Raw genomic sequence first — 18,777 nt, forward strand, 5'->3', positions numbered from 1 at the left:
CCTGTGCAGCAATGCGTCGATGGTTTACTTCGCTTTGGATTCGCTCCGTGTGGCAGTCGTCACGACGCTGGCCTGTTCGCTGCTGCTTCAGGCCGGCTCCTTCGGCCGCGTGCTCTTTCTGATCTGGCAGTCCTCTAGCCGCGCTCGTGGAACTCGCCACAGGGGCCAGCATGCCGATGGTTACAGGAAAGCTCGGGTACCAGTCGTCTGACTCTGATCAACTGCGGAATGCAATTTTCAGCTGTGTCCCGGCTTGGTCGAATGCCCAGCATGTGCTGCTGCTTTGATGCGCGGATGACAGGATCAGTGCTCAGACCCACACCAATTTTGGTCACCCTCTGATGACTGAGCTGATCGTATAGGGAATCTGTGTTCGGCTAACACGCGACCATACCCCTGGGCTGACCGGTGCGTAGCCGGTTCAGGTACTTTTTTGCTGGAGATAGCATGCTGGAAAAATTCGAACGTTATCCGCTCACCTTTGGACCCACGCCGATCGAGAGGCTCGACCGCCTCGGCAAGCATCTGGGCGACAAGGTGGAAATCTACGTCAAACGCGAGGACTGCAACTCCGGTCTCGCGTTCGGCGGAAACAAGCTGCGCAAGCTCGAATACATTGTGCCCGACGCGATCGCGTCAGATGCCGATACGCTCGTCACAATCGGTGGCGTGCAGTCCAACCATACGCGCATGGTCGCTGCGGTCGCCGCCAAGATCGGCATGAAATGCCTCCTGGTCCAGGAGAGCTGGGTCCCACATGATGATGCTGTCTACGACCGGGTCGGCAATATCCTCTTGAGCCGCATCATGGGGGCAGAGGTGCGCCTGGTTGACGAGGGCTTTGACATCGGCATCCGCCGCAGCTGGGAAAAGGCACTTTATGAAGTCAAGGCAAGGGGCGGCAGGCCATATGCGATACCTGCCGGCGCCTCTGTCCACAAATACGGCGGCCTGGGCTATGTGGGGTTCGCTGAGGAGGTGCGTGCCCAGGAAGAGCAGCTTGGGTTTGCCTTCGACTATATCGTCGTCTGTACGGTGACTGGTTCAACCCACGGCGGCATGCTCGTCGGGTTCGCCAAGGATGGTCGACAGCGCAACGTGATCGGTATCGATGCCTCCGCCATGCCCGCCAAGACCAAGGCGCAGGTGCTTGGCATCGCCCAAAATACAGCGAAGCTCGTCCACCTCGGAGCGGAAATTGTCGAGGCAGACGTGGTGTTGTTCATGGACTACGCGTACCCGGGTTATGGCGTTCCATCGGAGGAAACCAAAGAGGCAATCCGTTTGTGCGCGCGGCTCGAGGGCATGATTACGGACCCCGTTTACGAGGGCAAATCGATGCAAGGGATGATCGACCTCGTCCAGAGGGGCTTCTTTCCACAGGGATCGAGGGTCCTCTACGCACATCTAGGCGGCGCGCCGGCGATCAACGGGTACGGCTACACCTTTCGAAACGGCTGACGTTCGGCAGTCTGCGATTCCGCGGTCGCGCTCGAACGTGAGTAGGTAGCGTCGTTCGAGCGCTTGGCTGGAGAAGTGGAGGCAGCGACGGGCATCCACTAATTGGTACCATTACGTGCTGTCGGGGCTCAACGCCACGCGCATTGAGCGCATGCCGCCGTTGGCAACCGCGAGGCGAATTTTGACTCCGGGGCAAGAATCCACACGCGGCGGTGGCGGCACGAGGACCAAGCCGGCGAGTTCGCGCTTTCGAACTGGCGCCAAACTGCCACTGCTCGAGGACCGATGCCAGTCTAATCACAGGCGAACCGTCCAAGCTCTCAAGAGTGATAGGGCGAAACCCGACAGCGATTTTGACTGGAAAATATTCCGCGACAAAAGAGACGAAAGGTGTGGAATGACTTTGGACACCAAGATGGAACTGCGTATGGGGTCCCCGGCTCCTGCGATCAAAGTGGAGAACTGGCTGCGTGGCGAGCCCCTCACGAACTTTCGGCCCGGCAAGGTCTACCTCGTTGAGTTTTGGGCGACTTGGTGCGGACCATGTGTCGACGCCATGCCCGATTTGATCGAACTGCAGGAGAAATATGAAGGCAGCGGATTTGAGGCGGTCGGAGTTGCCGCCTGCGAACAGGGTCCTACCGCAGACGAGGCGCGGACCAACGTGGATGCCTGGCTGACCGAGAAGTTCCCGAATCTGAATTATCGTATCGGGTTCGATTGCACTGGCGAAATGAACAAGCTCTGGATGGATCCCAGCTCTTCGATTGGGATTCCCACCTCGTTCGTGGTCGACCGCGACGGCCACATCGCTTTTATCGGCCACCCGGCGGAACTCGATGACGTTTTGCCGAAAGTCCTTAACGGCAGCTGGCGCAGCAGCTATGAAGCGAAAGCCGCCGATGCAAAGCGCATCGCGCATAACCAACTTGCAGCGCGCGAAATGTCGCTTACCGGGCCGATATACGCCAAACTTGAGCCGGCGATGCAGGCCGAGGATTGGACGGCGGCGCTCTTGGCCATCGAAGAAGGCCTCGCCTTGATGCCAGACTCTTGTGAGTTCCGGCAGATTCATGCGGATCTTCTGCTTCACAAGCTGCGCGACATCAAGACCGGCATGCCGGTCATGCGAGAATTGGTCGAGGACGCGATCGACAAAACGTCCGACGCGGTGTCGTGGATGGCCTTGGCCCTCAACCAACTCTTCGATCCCACGATGGACAATTCCCATCTTCCGCGCGCGGAGCGCTTTGCGATGGGCAACGAGCTCTCGGAACAGATACTGGCACTCAATCCCCCGAACGGCGATGGCCCGTTTAAATACCGCCGGTACCTCCCGGTAGCTCAGTATTATTACGAGAGCGGCAACAAAGATCGCGCAATCGAGTTGATCGAGGTGGCACTGAAATCGGTGGACCGGCTGGGGCCAATTCCGGACCACACCAAACAGTACTATCTTACCCCATTGCTCGAAGCACTGGCCAACTACACGGGTGAGCCTGCCTGTCACGCGGATTTTTGTGTGGCTCCGCAAAAGAAGGCACCCGAAACTCAAAACGCAGTCACTTCCTGAGCAAGAATCGCGAAGGGACTGACAATTGGAATTGAACACTGGCCAATCCGCCCATCGAAGCTCTCTTCGCAGCAAGTATGTCGATGCAGCAGGGCGGCGGCTTGCGGCAGGTTGGATTTCAATTGCGTTGACCACCGGTCGGATCGCGGCGCAGACGATGTGCGCCGCGAATTCGCGCCGCAGGTCTCGTACTCGTGGACATGTCGAGGTCGGCCACGGGGCACTCTTGGGGTTGGCCCGCCCAAGCCATTCGTCGGCCACGCAAGCGGACCCGGAGTGGGCATCGCAGGAAAAGGAAATCGTACCTCGAAGACGAAGACTGAAATGACGAACAACGAAATTCCTCCGGTTGGCCCTGCTGTCCACAAGGACGACGAGGCCCTTGCTTCCCCGTTCGTCAAATGCCTCCTGCGGCTCATTCGTACTCAGGATTCCTTCGGCTTAGTTCCTCAGTGCCGTGCTGGAAGCGAGGTAGCGAATACGCGGGGCCTCGGAGCACCGCAACGGCGAGAATGGCTTGCTGAGCAACGTGTCTCCCACTACAACCGGGTCTCCGCGAGCTATCTTCAATAAACGGGAGGATAGGAGCTCCACAGCACTCACCCTCGCCGATATACTGCTCAGCGCAAATTTCGACATCGCGGCAACGCCGCCGGTGACGTAGACATAACTCTCCGGCAGACGTGGGGAGGAGTTCCGGCTCAGGCTGCAAAATCCAGCGGATCGGCGCCTTCAACTGGGTAAAACAGTCAAAGCCATCTTCAACCGGCCGGGCGAGGCGGCGTCGTCTGCGGCTCGATCAGCAATCGGATTAGGAGAGCGGCGGTGCTGGGATTGAAGTGGTGAATACGATAGCTCGGGTTGCGGTTGCGGCACGAGATCATGAACCCGGGTGGGTGAGCTTCTTCCTCGGTAGGCTTGATACCTCGATCTGGATGACGACCGCGTGGTGAAGCAGGCGATTGAGCAGCGCTGTTGCAACAATGGGATCGCCCAAGACCTCGCCCCGTTCGGCGAATCCGGTTTGAGGTGAAATGATGGCGCGCTATTCATATCGGGCGTTGACAAGCGGGAAGAAACAGATTGCCGCCGCCGCGCGCGACTGCGAGATCGCCGACTTCATGACGACGACCAGCGAGGCCAGTGCCGCGCCCGGATTTGTTCGACCATTTCGGCATCGAGCTGGACGTGCCGATCGAAGCCGAAGCGAGCGGCATGGATGGCGAATACGCTTACGCAGCTGCTCTTCGCGTACGGCCTCAGCGAGCGAGGCGAGGACGTCGCGAGCTTCGAGAAGTAGACGCTCTTTGCGGCTTTCACGGCTTCGATAGGGGGTGTGGTCGCCACGTGGCTCTTGCCAGCCGGGCCGAGAAGAACCTCAGCTCGGCCAGCGCCATGATGCGGTCTTTATCGAGCGATAGCTGGAAGGCGAAGTCGAAGCCAACGAGCGTCTTGATGGCGGTGAGGCGCGCCTTCGTCAAGCGCCAACTTGATGCGCTGCTATCGCGCAGGGTGAGTCGTCGAGCAGCAGATGGTGGGAGACCTCGATTCCGTCGATCTCGCCTTGCTTGATGCGCCGCAGCGCCGCGTCGCGCGCTTCGAGGACCCGTGGCACGCGTAGCCCAACCAGGCTCTTCCTGATGCTGTCGATAGTGGGCGGGCGAATGCGCATGACCGGCTCCCCACAACGCCAGCCGCGTGGCGACGTTCTGGTTAGGTCGTGTGATCACCTTGCGACCTGGTCGCCGAGGCGGCCGACGATGTCGGATTGAGTTTTGCGGTTGCTTGGCGTATTTGCGGACCGTCGTGGATCGCGGCCCGTTCGCCGCCCGATTGCGGTCACCGGCGGACCCTGACAGAGTAGATACAATATCATCAGAAGTTCTCCAAGTTGGAACACCAGCGCCGCTCCCGTCCTGATGGAATCGGCATGGACATCGACACCGCGGTAGAAGCGCCAACCAGGGAATTTTCGCGCCGCGCCGGCGCAGAAAGCGCGACAGCACCGCCGGATCGGCCGTGACCCCGTGGTCGTCCCGAAGACGCGCTCCTAGGTTCGCTTGGCCTGTCAATCGCGCGAACCAAGAACCCCACAGAGGCTGAAAGCTTGCCGCTACGGGGCGAGCAGGTTTGGCGCAGCAGTGCAACCCCGTCTCCGTCTGCCGCTGCATGAAACTTGCGCTCACCCAAAAGGGCGCGCCACCGCCTGACGCTACAATCCGCTCCCGCAGGTCCGGACGGCGGGTGATAAGCCGGTGATCAAAACAGTTGCGACAGATCCTTCAAATAAATTTACAGAGTCTTCGCGATAACCAAATCGCTGACAATGCTAGGTTCACCACAGCGTTTGAGGTCAGGCACGGATAAAGAGCTGATGCCGATTTAACACTCAGACCGCCGCACAGCACGCTACGACGAGGTTAACAGCAAATGGCGAAAAGAGCGCTCATCCTGATTGAAGGCACGACGAGCAATGGTGCACGATACGTGAAAGCAGCCCAGCGTCTTGGTCTTCATCCAATTACCCTGTCGGCTGATCCAGCTCAGTACAACTATCTTGCGGCGGAAAACATTGAGGCAATCCGTGTCGATACAAACAATCTCGATGCGCTGTTCCGCGAATGTTCCCGGCTGGCTGCGACCTATGACATTGCCGGCATTACAAGCGCGAAGGAGGAGGTCTATGCGACAGTTGGCAAGCTCTGCCTGCATTTCGATCTACCGGGACCGGACCCCGCATCGATTGAGCGATGCTGCGACAAATTCACTCAACGTCAGCTCCTCGCGGAGGCCGGGGTTCCAATCCCTGCTTATCGCTTGGCAGCGAATGCGACGGACGTTGAAAGCGCTGCCGCGGAGATCGGCCTGCCGGTTATTCTTAAGCCAGCCGTCGGCATCGGCAGCAGCGGTGTCCGATTGTGCCGCGACGTTGATGAGTTGACCGAACATACGACCTATCTGTTGGGCGGGAAGCACATATGGCGCTCACCTCCGCGGATACTGGTCGAAGAATTCGCGCATGGCCCCCTTTATTGGACTTATATAATGGGAAATGAGATCATTGGGATTGAGGCGGCCGACTTCGGCCCTCTACCGTATTTTGTCTATCGTGAGGGCATCTTTCCGGCGGCTCTGACTGATGACGAGCATGAGCGTATCGCCGATCTTTCGCTGAGTTGTTTGCGCGCTCTCGGCCTTGGCTGGGGGCCAACGAATATTGAATTCCGGTGGACGAAGCTTGGCCCAGTCGTCATTGAAGTCAACCCGCGTCTTGCTGGCGGTACTCAGCCAGTTCAGTTGGCTTATGGTATTGATCTCGTCACCGAGCACATCAAGCTTGTTATCGGCGACGAATGGGATTTGCGCAAAAGGCATTCGCACACTTCGGCCTGGCGGTGCCTACTTCCTGATCGGGATGGGACCCTGGATTGGATTAATGGCGACGGTCGGGCGGCGGCTATACCAGGCGTCGCCGAGGTCAAACTTTTTGTTAAACCCAAGACGCCGATCGTAAGGAAAGGCGATTACCAAGACGCTATGGGATTTGTTATCGCCGCTTCACCCAACCTTGCTCATACTAAGGCGATACTTCAGCGTGCCGTCGACTTGATCAATTGGTCAATCACACCATTTCCGACTAGGGGCGAATAGGACAATGTGCGGCCTTTACCTCCCCGACTGAAGAGAAGCGGTGATCACACCGGAGGCGATTGCGGCAGGATGCCTTCGAAGAAAGCGCAGCCGCGTCCGGTCGCTTTGGGCGGTCATCGAGAATGGGGTCAAAGTGCTGAAGCGAGGCGGAGACGGAAACGATCACATAGGGCATCGTCAGCAAACTGGTGAAGCTGCCCCAAAGGAGAATTACCTGTTTCGAGGCCACCCGCCTCGCAGATGGATTACTTTGGCAATGAAAATCACGCCCAGCCTTGAGTCTCGAGCGTTACAACATCGGTCCGCAGTGAAGCGCTAACCGAGCACATGATGTCTTCGCGACCGAGGGGGTCGAGCGCAGCGTCGGTGCGATGGTAAAGCTCTTTGGTGGCAGCAAACGTGTCTCCCGGGCTTCATAGTGGTAAACTGAGTGTTCCGCGCGCGGCAAAGACAAATAAGATGAACGCGGCAGGCGCGACGAAGCCGGTACAACGCAGCCATTAGATCGGAGGTCGAGAGTTGCCATCAGCCAGCAGATGGCGACAGTTTGCATTACCAGCCGAGGGAGGTGACTTGAAAGCCCAGCCAGATAGAGCGAAATGCCGGATTCCCGAGCGGTGGCGAAATTGGATCCGCATCTGCGCCCGCCAAACTGTTCATTCAATCTGACTCTCGCTCAAGGTCCGTCGCATTCCTCTACAGCCGGAAGATGCCGCCACCACTAGTCTCTCATGTTCCCTGTCAAGGCTGAGCGCAAGACGATGGTCTGCTCGGCGTGGGCGAAGCAGTTGGATCGGCTGAAGCTGCACAGGGCTGGGGGTGGAGCTCAGAGACGACGGCTGATCAGACTCTCATCCGCGGGTTCGATACCGCCTTCCGTGTCTTCGTCTCGGGGCTGTCCTCTGTCTAGCCTCACGGCGTTGCGTTCGGCCAGCGCTTTATAGCCCGCGTATCCGTCGACCTGCAGGGTTCCGACAAAGCCCTGAAGATGCCGGATCGGTTTCTCGGCCTTGCGGTCCGGTGCGTAGAGATAGGCGACGTCTGGCGGATCGGTCCCGCCCCACGGGCGCTCGTCACGGGCGTAGGCGAACAACTGTCCCGTCTTGGTCCGCCCCCGGCCCGGATCGAGTACGGGAGCGGTGGTCTCGTCGGCGAAAGAGCTTGTCCGCGCCTTCAACCGCTCGACCAGCCGCTCATGCACCGGCTTCAGGAGGAAGGCAGCCTTGCCGACCCAGTCGGCCAGCGTCGAACGGTCGAGGTTAACGCCCTGGCGGGCGTAGATCTGGGCCTGACGATACAGGGGCAGATGGTCGGCATACTTCGACACCAGCACATGAGCCACCGTGGCCTCTGTGGGAATGCCGCCCTGGACCAGGCGGGCTGGAGCCGGCGCCTGGATCACTACCTCTTCGCAGGCGCGACAGGCATACTTCGGTCGACGGGTGACGATCACCCGGAACTGGGCGGGGATCATGTCGAGACGTTCGGAGAGGTCCTCGCCCATTACATGCAACTGGCCTCGGCAACACGGGCAGATCTTGTCGGCTATATCGATTACCTGCTCAACGCGCGGCAGATGGGCGGGTAACGAGCCGCGGTTGGCGCGGCGCTTGCGAGCCCGGGCATCCCGCTTTACAGGGTCTGCGGCTCCGCGCTGGCGAAGCCCTCCGCCTCTACCTGCTCGGCTTCCTCCAGCCCCAGAAGAAGCTGGTCCTCAGGCAGGCTCTCCGCCCTTCGCCCGAAGCGATAGCGCTGCAACTCCCTTGATGATTTGGCGGAGCCTCTCATTCTCCACACGCGCGCCAAAAGCATCGCCTGAAGCGTGTTAGGGATCGTCGGGAAGGGCAGAGGCCGCGTCGGTCACGAACAAGCATGGATAGTGATTTGGCAACGATGTGATGGTCAGCTCGCCGCAATAGGAACACGCGTCTCGCGCGTCTCGTGCACCCGCCGCCAGTCGAGGCCTTCCAGGAGTGCCTGCAACTGTGCCGCCGTCAGTCGCACGACGCCGTCGGTAACGCCCGGCCAGCAGAACTTGCCATCCTCCAGCCGCTTGGCGAACAAGCATACGCTCGTGCCGTCGAAGTAGACGAGCTTGATGCGGTCGGCCCGCTTGGCCCGGAACACGTAGACCGCGCCCGAGAACGGTTATGTGGCGCGCCACATAACCGTTCTTATGCGTCGGGCGAGATTATGTGGCGGAGCCGCCCTGACCGCTTTCGGGCCGGCCAAATCCACCTTGCCTCCGCTACATAATATTTCATGCCTCTCTCATGGCGCGGGATTCCCCTGTGCCACAACGCCGGAGGGGCAGAATGCTCGAGTTCTATTTTTCCTATTGTGGGGTGCTCAAGCGCCTGCGTAGCGGTGCACTCGGTGGCGAGATGGATCGCCTCGCGGAGCATTTTTTCGCCCTTGGTTACAAGCGAGCGTCCGCCAAGATTTACTTGAGCCGGATCGCACGCTTTAGCCAGTTTGCCGCAACGCGCTGTGGTCGGATGCCGATCCATCAAGATGTCGTCGACAGCTATTTATGCACGTTTACTACAGATTCTCCACGCATTGGGGCAGCATCGGCGCTGGGACATGCACGGCGAGTGGCTCCGGAGCGCTTCATTGCTTCCGCTCCCAGGGTAGATGATGATCCGGATACTCCGCTTCTGACCTCATTTTCCGACTATTTGCGCAAGGCGCGAGGACTTGAGCCGAAGACCCGCGAAGGCGTTCTACTGGGCGGCCGCCGCTTTCTGGATTGGTTCCGCCATCATCATCCCGGTCAAAACCTCGAGGCGTTGACGGCTGAGCACGTCCTCGCTGCTGTCGAGCATCGGCTGTCGCTATCGGCGACCACCGGCACCCGCACGGCGGCGACTTCTCACATCCGAACATTTCTTCAGTTTTTATGTTGGGCTGGCCACCATGACCAGGATCTCGACCGCGTCGTCCCAAGGACGCCTCATTGGCGTTTGGCGCATTTGCCGCCGCGCCTTGCATGGGATGACGTTCGGCGCGCAATCGATGCGATCGGCGCAACGACGCCGGTCGACATCCGCGATCGAGCCGTCCTGCTGCTACTCGCCACCACGGGCATTCGCAACGGTGAGCTACGCGCCATTCAGCTGCAGGATATCGACTGGCGTGCTGGCGAGGTTTCTGTCCGGCGCACCAAGGGCAAGCGGGATCGGGTGGCGCCGCTGCTCGAGGAGACCGGCGCCGCGCTCGCCGACTACGTCCTGCGCGCTCGACCGAAGGTGGATAGTCCGTATCTGTTCCTGTCCTTCACGCCGCCCGTGGCAGCATTCAAATGCGCGTCGCCTGTTTCGAGGATCGTGCGGAAGTGGTTGCGACATGGCGGGGTTGAACTCGGGCGGGTCGCAGGTGCGCATCTCCTGCGCCACAGTCTTGCCACCCAGCTCGTCAAGCAGCGAAGGCCGATCAACGAGGTCGCCGATCTTCTCGGGCACCGAAGCATCAACACAACGGCACTGTACGTAAAGGTCGCGACCTCGCAGCTCGCCGAGGTCGCACTCCCCTTTCCGGGAGGCGTCGCATGACCGCCTTTGCCCAATTCCTCGGCGAGAAGGCCGAGCGGTACATCGAGCTGCGCCACTCCCTCGGCTACGCCTTCAGCAAGCAAGCCGGCACGTTGCGGGCTTTCGTCCGCTACGTTGGGCGCGCTCAGCTCGATGCGCCCGCTACCCGGACGATGGCGCTGGACTTCGTCCTCTCGTTCAGCGGCGCCGCGAACAGCCGCGCAATTCGCCATGGCGTGCTCCGCCGGTTTTACGAGTATCTCGCCGTCTACGACGCCCGGACCGAGGGCTTGGAGCGCAGAGCTTTCCCCAGATCCAGAGCGATTCCGCCTCCGCGTATTCTCAGCGAGGCTGAGTTGACGTCACTCATCGACGCATGCGCCCGCATTTCGCCTAGCATCCCTCTGCGAGGGCGGACGATGGCGACGCTGATCGGATTGTTGGCAAGTTCAGGGCTGCGATCGGGCGAAGTAGTCGGGCTCGATCGTTCCGACGTTGATCTCACCAACGGGGTTCTCCTCGTTCGGAAGACAAAGTTCCGCAAGGACCGTCTCGTTCCAGTTCACACGACAACGCAGTGTGCCCTTGGTTGCTATGCCCGTGAGCGCGACGCCGCTTTCCCCATACCCAAGGATCAGGCCTTCTTCCTCAGTTCCCGGGGCAACCGCCTCTCGGCGACCGGCCTGCAAAACGGCTTTGCCGAGGTCCGTAAACTCGCCGACTTTGATGGCGGTAAGCCGTTAAGGCCGCACGATCTCAGGCACCGGTTTGCCGTGACCCGCCTCAGCCTCTGGCACCAACAGCGCGCAGACGTTCAGGCGCTATTGCCTTTGCTCGCCACATATCTCGGCCACGTTAGTTACAGCGACACGGCCTACTACCTCACGGGCTCGGCGGAGCTCCTCGCTATCGCGGCTGAGCGTGCCGCCCTCGATGGAGGCGCAGCATGAGCGAACACCTGCTCCTGGCGCCGCTCCTGGAGTCCTATTTTCCGCCGGCGCCTGACGAAGCAGCGCAATGCGACTCCCGCAACCGTGGCCAGCTATCGCGACGCCTTGCGCATGCTGATCCTCTTTGCCGCCGACCGGTTGCATAAGAAGCCGGCGGCGTTGGCGCTCGAAGATCTCGATCGAGACCTCGTTCTCGCTTTTCTCGACGAACTCGAGGAGAAGCGGAACAATTGCGTCGCCACGCGCAACGCCCGCTTGGCCGCGATCCGGTCTTTTTTCCACCACGTCGCTGCCGCCGACCCGGCGTCCTTCGGTGTGGCCCAACGCGTGCTGTCGATTCCCATTAAACGGGCACACACCGAGGTAACGCACCATCTCACCAAGGCCGAAGTGGATACCCTCATCGCGGCGCCCGATCCAAAGACGCCTCGTGGTCGGCGCGACCGAGCCTTTCTGCTCTTCCTGGCACGGACCGGCGCCCGGGTCTCGGAAGCCACCGGCGTCAACGCAAATGACCTTCAGTTGGAGCGCTCTCACCCGCAAGTGCTGCTGCGCGGCAAGGGGCGCAGAGACCGCGTCGTGCCCATTCCTAAGGACCTGGCGCGAGCGCTGACGACCTTGTTGGGCGAGCGCGGGATCACCCATCACGAGCCGCGACCGATATTCGTCGGCGCCCGCAACGAGCGCCTGACTCGCTTGGAGCGACCCATATCGTGCGGCGTGCGGCGGCCGAGGCCGTGCCTATCAGGCCAGCCTTGGCCGACAAGCCCATATCGCCGCACATCTTCCGGCACTCCCTCGCCATGAAGCTTCTCCAGTCTGGCGTGGACCTTTTGACGATCCAAGCCTGGCTCAGGCACGCACAGGTCGCCACGACCCACCGCTATGCCGCAGCGGATGTCGAGATGATGCGGCGTCAACGGCGATCACGGCGCGCGATTCCGACCGAATGACTCCGTTCTGCAACTGCTGAACTCCATCTGAATATTATGTGGCGGAGGCAAGCTGGGTTTGGCCGGCCCGAAAGCGGTCAGGGCGGCTCCGCCACATAATCTCGCCCGACGCATAAGAACGGATCCGCGCCCATCGCCTCGCGCACGAGCGCTGCCAGACCTTCCGCTCCCTTGCGGAAGTCGACGGGCTTCGTCACCACCATGACCTTGACCGCTCCCGTTGGCCCGATCACGACGTTGCCCTCAGCGCACGGATCACAGCTGCAACCGTCTTCGAATCCGCCCCACGACCTACCCGCATTGCGATGCCGTCGATCTCAAGCTCGATCACACCAGCGTCTCGAGCCGGCTCCCGCTTCCTTGGCTGTGGCCGATGCTTCGCCGCGTGCTTCGGAAGCGCTGCCGTCACCACCGCCGGCACGAACATGGACTCCGATACCGCTGCCTCCCCCATCGGCCGGCGAGCAGCCCGGCGCCAGGTGAACAATTGCTGCGGGGAAAGTCCATACCGGCGTGCCACAGCACAAACCGTCTCGTCCGCCTCGTAGCTCTCCGCCACTATCCGGGCCTTCTCCTCCGGCGGCCACTCACGCCGCCGACCCGAACCAGTGAAGATTTCCAGCCGACGGACCGGCTCCTCGTCCTTGGACTTAAGCGTAAACTCTGAAATCGTCATATGTCGAAGCCCTCAAAGGCCTCGAACATCGTCCCTTACATCCACGCGCGAAAGGTGCCGCCGGGACAGCGCTTACTCTGCTGCGCCATATGCGCGAAGCTCTGGCGGGCAAGCCAGCGACGGTGCGCCAATGTTCAATGACCGCCGCCCTCGTAGATCCGGCCATGCGCAGAAGGAAGGAGAGCAGTTGCTGGCGTTTACGGCGCAGATCGTCGCCTGCAGTTTCCCGAGCATCGCGGACAGCCTCACGGAGGACGTCCGGCACCCACACCCCAGTCAGCTCGCCCGCCCGATGCAGCCGCGCCAGCGTGACCGCGTCCCGTCGGTTCGTCTTGATCCGCGACCCCTTCGGGATCAGGGCCGGCGCAACCACCATGCAGTCCTGACCAAGATCGCGAACCTGCCGGCACAACCCGTAACCCGTCGGCACGGCCTCGAAGCAGACGTGCAGTCGATCATACTTCTGTCCCAGCTTCTTGATCGTCCGCTCTATCGCTGCAGGACTATTTTCGACCTCGCCGACAAACCGGACCTCGCCAGTGCGGCCGCCCTCCGCCATCGCCACCGCGTGCTTCTTCTTGGCTACATCAAACGCGACAAACGCTTCGCTACACTCTCCCATGGCTCGCCCTCCGTGCGCGAGGATCGGCTCGGCCCATCCGAGCAACCCTCGTCTTTTAATCGAACGAAAGGGCGGGCCACCGATCTCAGCCCTGGAACATGACGTCTAGGCTAGCTTGACCTTCCAAAAAATCAGCTGTGTCCACCAACAGGACGCAGTTGCTATGCATCAACCTCGAGGTCGACGGCCGTTTGAACTGGATTTTTCTCCATACTGGCCTGCACAGCGCCAATGCTCTCGCGAAAACAGGACGCAGTTGCTATGCATCAACCTCGAGGTCGACGGCCGTTTGAACTGGATTTTTCTCCATACTGGCCTGCACAGCGCCAATGCTCTCGCGAACGATTGACAAACCACGGCGCAGGTCAGCCTCGGTAATGGTAAGAGCAACAAGGAACTTGAGCACCTCGCTCCGCCCGCCACAGGTCTCGATCACCAAGCCGCGACGAAGAGCTTCCCCCGCGATTTGGACCGCCAATGAACGGTGCTTTTGCGATACAAGACCGTACATCAATCCGCGGCCCCGTAAGGTCAGGCCAAGGCTGGGGAAGTTTTCTGCGATTGACTTGAGTTCCTCCGCCAGGATCGCGGACTTGCGAGCGATTTCCTCCTCAAATTTCGTATCAGCCCAATAGGTCTCAAGAGCCACGCGAGCAGTCACGAAAGCAAGGTTATTGCCTCTGAACGTGCCGCTGTGCGCACCAGGAGACCAAATATCCAGTTCAGGCTTCAGAAGAACGAGCGACATCGGCGTTCCGATTGCCGACAACGACTTTGACAGAGTGACAATGTCAGGCACGATCTTAGCAGCTTCAAAACTGAAGAATTGTCCCGTGCGGCCGACACCTGCCTGGATATCATCCAGAATCATCAGGATCCCATGCTTTGCGGTGAGGTCACGCAGCCTATGCAGCCATTTAAAGCTTGCAGGATTGATGCCCCCTTCCCCTTGAACTGCTTCCAGAATCACCGCGGCAGGTTTGTCCAGACCGCTGCTCGGATCGTTCAGTAGCTTTTCAAAGTAATCGAGCGTGTCAACGGAAGCGCCGAGATAACCATCATAGGGCAAAAATGCCACATGCGAGACGGGGTAGCCTGCAGCACTGCGGTACTTCTTGTTTCCAGTCGCAGCCAACGATCCGGCGCTAACGCCATGGAACGCATTGGTAAATGCGACGATATTCGCTCTGCCGGTTACTAGGCGCGCCAGCTTCAGCGCTGCCTCGACTGCGTTTGTACCTGTGGGACCAGTAAACTGCAGCTTATAATTCAGACCACGCGGCTTCAGGATGTATTGCTCAAAGGCTTCGATAAATGCCTTCTTGGCACTCGTGGCAAGGTCAAGCCCATGCACGATGCCGTCGCGCTCGATGTAAGCCAGCAGCGCCTTCTTGAAGGCGGGGTTATTATGGCCGTAATTAAGGGCGCCTGCCCCGGCGAAAAAATCGAGATACTCACGACCGTCTGCACCAATGAGGGTAGTTCCAACCGCGCGATCGAAGAGGATCGGAAATGAACGGATGTAGCCACGCACCTCAGACTCGAGACGCTCGAAAATTGCGNCTGCACCAATGAGGGTAGTTCCAACCGCGCGATCGAAGAGGATCGGAAATGAACGGATGTAGCCACGCACCTCAGACTCGAGACGCTCGAAAATTGCGGTGCTCGCATCGTTCGAAGGCGAGAATTTCTTGTTCATAGCGGCGATCTCCTTGTTCATAGAAGCGAATTCCTTCGAATTTCCAGAGCGCCCCCAAATAAACGCGGCATCATGATCTCATAAAAATGCGCGTTCCTGAGTTAAAGAATTACGATTCTTTGCAACAGTCTTGTTTCTTGCGATATCTGGCATATCAAATTCGCTGAGAGAGGGGGGCAACATTGCATAATGATGTTGCTGAAGTTACACACCTAAAGAAGGTTAAACGCCTTGACCGGGCGTTGTCGGTCGGCTTACCCAGCAGCGAGAAGTCGGGGAGGACTCCCTTGAGGGTAGGCCCATAGGTAGAGGTCCCAAGAGACGACTCGCTACCCTGATCCACCGGCTGGTCTTCGGATAACCGATCGTCCTGCATACGCGCCGCTTAAGCGTTGCTACGACAAGTTCGCCTGATCCGCTCGCCGTGCCCGTTCGATCGGACGATCGGGTCTTGCTTGATTGGCCGGCCAGCACGCCGGATGAGGCCCTTGACCCGGCAGCATATCGGCAGGGCCGTCGAGCGCGTCGGCGTCACATAGTATCCGGATGTAATCGGTGTCGCATGCCTCGGGAGCTGGAGCCGGGCCTGGTTGAGCCTGTGCCAGCATCTGGATGGGACGAACCACCTTAATCTGCGGATAATATTCGTCTGTGGCGGGGATGCGAAAGCGGTTCTGATCGACTTCACGCGGGCAGCTCTGCTGTCCCACGGCGTCGCCCCGTTGGAAATGGGGCCATGCATTCGGCCCGAGTTGCAGGCCGATCAGCCGGTGCCCGGAGGAAGTGCTTGAAGGCTTCCACACCGGAGATCTGTTCGCGACTCGGATATCTCCTGCATGGTAGAAAGGCCGACCATCGGCTCAATGCCATTTGTGGCGTCGCGCATGGATCCTGGAACATCAGTCCCATTTGTTTTACCTCAGGCGCGAGTAAACGATCGCGATCGCGTGGCACTGCTCTATTAGGTAAGGGCAAAAGCGCTGGGGCAGGCACCGCTTACGACTGCGCGGCAAGGATGGGAGTTCGGTTGGTGCTCAAGAAAACGCACGCAGCACATTTCAAGGGCACGGTCGAATGTCAGTCGTTCTTGTTGAGTCTCTCGATCACTTAGAATTCAGTTGGGGTGCTGTTTGCGTTTGTTCGCTCGCTCGGTGCATGTCCAGAGTGGCTGCCTCTGGCTAATTGCGCATTCAGTCCGAACCATTAGAGTGTTTTGTCCTAACTCGAAAGCCTAAATTTCCCCTGCCGGGTTCTTGTGACCGCCCTCGGCACCGCCGAAATGCACCAGCGCAAAAAAGCACGCGGGAACGGGGACAGTAGGCGATCGGCTGGTACTCGGCGGGGCGCCAGCCGCCGGGCACCGACGCGAATTGTCGGTTTTGTCGAGACCGTAACACGGTGCCGGCCGGCTGCGTTGCTGATGCACTCTAATTTAAACCTTTGAATCCTATGCAGAACATTATTTCCGGCGGTCCTTCTGCTCGGCCGGCACGACTTTTGAAGCTCCCTTGTAGCCAGGCAGCAGAAGCTGCCGGTCGCGGGTCGCAGAAAGCGCACCGCGTATTGCAGAGCACTTGGCCAGAGGAAGCCTAATGGACAAGAGAATGCCTTCCGCGGAAAATGAAACTCAGGTGCGCGAGGCGCAGCTTTGGGAGAATGCATCGCGCAATGCGCTCGACCGGTTGGTACGCTGCCTGTTCGCCGAGGGTTTTCTAGAACGAGATGGATTAATGCGGGCGCGCGATGGCCGCCAAGCCTGGCTTCCTCTTTGGGTGACACGCCAGGTCTTGCATTTCACCGACTTGCGTCGCGCACCTGCCGGAACAATGCAAAATCGGGGTTCCATCGAAGTGCTGGACGAAAGCGGCGCCCGGCACCGGATCGATGATCCATCCGGTCTCATAAGGCAGGTCGCGCCCGCCCTGGCGATTTCGCTTGCATCGGACGGCTTGGAGAATCTTTTGCACGACATCGACAACAGCGTGCGCAATGACGTCCTGGCGCGTCGCCACCGGGAGCACTGGAGCGCCGCGCTGCGTGCGAAAGTAGCGAAAGCAGGCGCGCAGGGATTCCTGGCCTATCTTGCTAAGAGCTTGCCGCCGCACTTGGCAGCCATGACTCTCGATCAGTGGGGCGCGTTGGAAGGTCACCCGATTTATCCGACATGGAAGGCCAAGCCCGGCCTTTCGCCCAAGGACGTGAGTACGTTGTCGCCTGAATTCGGTGCTCGTGTGCGCGTGCGCATCACAGGGATGCGCAAAGAATGGGTTCATGTGGAGAAAATGGCGCATGTCGGCAGCTATTCGGAATGGTTCTCAGAAAACTTTCCCGACCTTTGGCGCGACTGGGCCGAAGGTCTGAACGAACGTGGAAAATCGCCTGAGGACTGGCTTCCTCTGCCTGTCCACAGCTGGCACCTTGAGAATTTCGTGCGCCGTGTATTCGCGTCCGAGATTGCTTCCGGTGTTTTCGACCCGGATGGCCCGGAGATCCTTACGCTGCCGTCCATGTCCTTTCGCACGATGCTGCCGGACACACATGAACTGAGGCCCTTTATCAAGCTGCCGGTCGCGATCTGGATGACCAGCGCACAGCGCACTCTGCAGGCCAGGTCGATTTACATGGGGCCGCGTCTCAGCAACCTTATTTCCGAAATTCTGTCAAAAGAGAGGAATTTCCACGGGGGGCTGGAGATCTTCACTGAAGAGTTGGGCGCAATCTTGCATCACCCGGAGACGGGCGACGAGCATCCGGGCCGCTTTCTTTCCGTTATCTACCGCAACGCCAACGCTCTTGCACGCAAGGACGGACTTTTGCCAGTTACTGTGGCTGCATTGTTGACGGGAAGCCCGATGGATGGCCGTCCCCTCATTTGCGAATTGATCGCCAGGAACGGCGATGAAAGCGAGGGGACCGTATCTGCGTTTTTCCGGGTCTATGCGGGCACCGTCATCCGGCCAACACTCGGCATGTATCTTCTTTACGGAATTGCCTTCGAGGCGCATCAGCAAAATAGCACAATTCTGTTCGATGAAACCGGCCGCCCACAAAAACTGTTGATCCGTGATTTTGGAGATGGCTTCAGTTTTGCGCCCCTGTTCAAGGAACGCGGGCACCGCCTCAAGGTATTCCGTCGCAAGGGAGTCTCACCCACCACATTCGATGACGATATCAGTCTCGTGCGCTCATTGCTCATCGATGCCTGCTTTATCTGTCATCTTCATGAGGTCGCGCTGTGCCTCAATGAACAGTATCCACTGACTGGCACGAGCCTTTGGCGCATCCTTCGGGAAGAAACCGAGGCAGCTTTTGACGCGCTCAGGCCACGCATGTTATCTGACGCGTTCTGGCTTGAGGAACGCAAGGCTTTTCTCGAGCTTCCCTGGCCGACGCGCTCGGTGCTCCGGATGCATCTGGAGCGCTATCGCGATGATGCGGTCGAGCACGAGCTTCCCAACCCGTTGGCGGAAGCGGAATGACAAAAGCCTCTTCCGCGCTTCGCGGCTTCGGAGGTGTATGCTCGGCCTGGTTTCGTAAACGGCGCTTGTCGCGCCCTCCCTTGGCCAGGAGTTCCTCATGGGGGCGGATTCCCAAATCGGACTCTTTTGATCCGGTCCTTCCACTAATACTAGGAACCGTCGAGACGGACCTTGTCAAAA

The 18,777-nt window shown here is 59.6% G+C and carries 15 protein-coding genes and 3 pseudogenes; 9 read left to right on the forward strand and 9 right to left on the reverse strand.

Features of this window, described 5'->3' with window-relative positions:
* The 3 genes from EJ079_RS10070 to EJ079_RS10080 all read left to right on the forward strand — a co-directional run.
* Window positions 1-211 (forward strand): exopolysaccharide production repressor protein (locus EJ079_RS10070; RefSeq protein ID WP_127407099.1); only part of this gene is annotated, 211 nt, incomplete at its 5' end.
* A gap of 236 nt (window positions 212-447) precedes the next feature.
* Window positions 448-1,461, forward strand: coding sequence for a 1-aminocyclopropane-1-carboxylate deaminase (locus EJ079_RS10075; protein ID WP_024505903.1), 1,014 nt, complete (start codon window positions 448-450; stop codon window positions 1,459-1,461).
* Window positions 1,462-1,876: 415 nt separating this feature from the next.
* Complete coding sequence (locus EJ079_RS10080) at window positions 1,877-3,034, forward strand: TlpA disulfide reductase family protein (protein ID WP_127808923.1); 1,158 nt, start codon at window positions 1,877-1,879, stop codon at window positions 3,032-3,034.
* Between the two features lie 880 nt (window positions 3,035-3,914).
* Here the strand turns inward: EJ079_RS10080 and EJ079_RS34165 are convergent.
* From EJ079_RS34165 to EJ079_RS10095, 3 genes are all read right to left on the reverse strand, one after another.
* Window positions 3,915-4,031 (reverse strand): ATP-binding protein, encoded by a 117-nt coding sequence (locus tag EJ079_RS34165; protein WP_275955070.1) that lies wholly within the window; start codon window positions 4,029-4,031, stop codon window positions 3,915-3,917.
* Window positions 4,032-4,350: 319 nt separating this feature from the next.
* The gene (locus EJ079_RS33210) at window positions 4,351-4,515 is read right to left on the reverse strand and encodes a hypothetical protein (protein WP_164781826.1); all 165 of its coding nucleotides are present in this window, start codon (window positions 4,513-4,515) and stop codon (window positions 4,351-4,353) included.
* The gene (locus EJ079_RS10095) at window positions 4,512-4,706 is read right to left on the reverse strand and encodes a hypothetical protein (RefSeq protein ID WP_127382843.1); all 195 of its coding nucleotides are present in this window, start codon (window positions 4,704-4,706) and stop codon (window positions 4,512-4,514) included. The genes EJ079_RS33210 and EJ079_RS10095 overlap by 4 nt, the downstream gene beginning before the upstream one ends.
* Window positions 4,707-5,464: 758 nt before the next feature.
* Here EJ079_RS10095 and EJ079_RS10100 point away from each other — a divergent pair.
* Window positions 5,465-6,685 (forward strand): acetyl-CoA carboxylase biotin carboxylase subunit family protein, encoded by a 1,221-nt coding sequence (locus EJ079_RS10100; RefSeq protein WP_127382844.1) that lies wholly within the window; start codon window positions 5,465-5,467, stop codon window positions 6,683-6,685.
* Between the two features lie 907 nt (window positions 6,686-7,592).
* Here EJ079_RS10100 and EJ079_RS10105 read toward each other — a convergent pair.
* Both EJ079_RS10105 and tnpB (EJ079_RS10110) read right to left on the reverse strand, forming a co-directional pair.
* Window positions 7,593-8,549: pseudogene (locus EJ079_RS10105) on the reverse strand (IS66 family transposase); the annotation flags it as partial.
* Window positions 8,550-8,587: 38 nt separating this feature from the next.
* Window positions 8,588-8,821, reverse strand: a pseudogene (gene tnpB / locus EJ079_RS10110) (IS66 family insertion sequence element accessory protein TnpB); the annotation flags it as partial.
* A gap of 179 nt (window positions 8,822-9,000) precedes the next feature.
* Between tnpB (EJ079_RS10110) and EJ079_RS10115 the strand changes: the two are divergent.
* The 4 genes from EJ079_RS10115 to EJ079_RS34170 all read left to right on the forward strand — a co-directional run bounded on the left by EJ079_RS10115 (window position 9,001) and on the right by EJ079_RS34170 (window position 12,121).
* Window positions 9,001-10,239, forward strand: coding sequence for a site-specific integrase (locus tag EJ079_RS10115; protein WP_127808925.1), 1,239 nt, complete (start codon window positions 9,001-9,003; stop codon window positions 10,237-10,239).
* On the forward strand, window positions 10,236-11,168 hold the full coding sequence (locus EJ079_RS10120) for a tyrosine-type recombinase/integrase (RefSeq protein ID WP_127808926.1): 933 nt from the start codon (window positions 10,236-10,238) through the stop codon (window positions 11,166-11,168). The genes EJ079_RS10115 and EJ079_RS10120 overlap by 4 nt, the downstream gene beginning before the upstream one ends.
* 84 nt (window positions 11,169-11,252) lie before the next feature.
* Window positions 11,253-11,975: a tyrosine-type recombinase/integrase gene (locus tag EJ079_RS10125; RefSeq protein WP_281040152.1), complete on the forward strand. Its 723-nt coding sequence runs from the start codon at window positions 11,253-11,255 to the stop codon at window positions 11,973-11,975.
* On the forward strand, window positions 11,906-12,121 hold the full coding sequence (locus EJ079_RS34170) for a tyrosine-type recombinase/integrase (RefSeq protein WP_281040153.1): 216 nt from the start codon (window positions 11,906-11,908) through the stop codon (window positions 12,119-12,121). The genes EJ079_RS10125 and EJ079_RS34170 overlap by 70 nt, the downstream gene beginning before the upstream one ends.
* Window positions 12,122-12,237: 116 nt before the next feature.
* On the opposite strand, the pseudogene tnpB (EJ079_RS10130) reads toward EJ079_RS34170, so the two are convergent.
* The 4 genes and pseudogenes from tnpB (EJ079_RS10130) to ectB all read right to left on the reverse strand — a co-directional run.
* Window positions 12,238-12,354, reverse strand: a pseudogene (gene tnpB, locus EJ079_RS10130) (IS66 family insertion sequence element accessory protein TnpB); the annotation flags it as partial.
* Window positions 12,351-12,797 carry a transposase gene (locus EJ079_RS10135; RefSeq protein ID WP_127808927.1) on the reverse strand — a complete coding sequence of 149 codons (447 nt, stop codon included), beginning with the start codon at window positions 12,795-12,797 and terminating at the stop codon, window positions 12,351-12,353. The gene EJ079_RS10135 and the pseudogene tnpB (EJ079_RS10130), both read right to left, overlap by 4 nt.
* The gene (locus EJ079_RS10140; protein ID WP_348629733.1) at window positions 12,772-13,419 is read right to left on the reverse strand and encodes a transposase; all 648 of its coding nucleotides are present in this window, start codon (window positions 13,417-13,419) and stop codon (window positions 12,772-12,774) included. Before EJ079_RS10140 ends, EJ079_RS10135 begins: the two co-directional genes overlap by 26 nt.
* Before the next feature lie 259 nt (window positions 13,420-13,678).
* Complete coding sequence (ectB, locus tag EJ079_RS10145) at window positions 13,679-15,139, reverse strand: diaminobutyrate--2-oxoglutarate transaminase (protein ID WP_127808928.1); 1,461 nt, start codon at window positions 15,137-15,139, stop codon at window positions 13,679-13,681.
* 1,571 nt (window positions 15,140-16,710) lie between these two features.
* Here ectB and EJ079_RS10150 point away from each other — a divergent pair.
* The gene (locus EJ079_RS10150; RefSeq protein WP_127383215.1) at window positions 16,711-18,597 is read left to right on the forward strand and encodes an IucA/IucC family protein; all 1,887 of its coding nucleotides are present in this window, start codon (window positions 16,711-16,713) and stop codon (window positions 18,595-18,597) included.
* Window positions 18,598-18,777: the final 180 nt, after the last annotated feature.

The organism is Mesorhizobium sp. M7A.F.Ce.TU.012.03.2.1, assembly GCF_004006095.1.
Classification (GTDB): domain Bacteria; phylum Pseudomonadota; class Alphaproteobacteria; order Rhizobiales; family Rhizobiaceae; genus Mesorhizobium.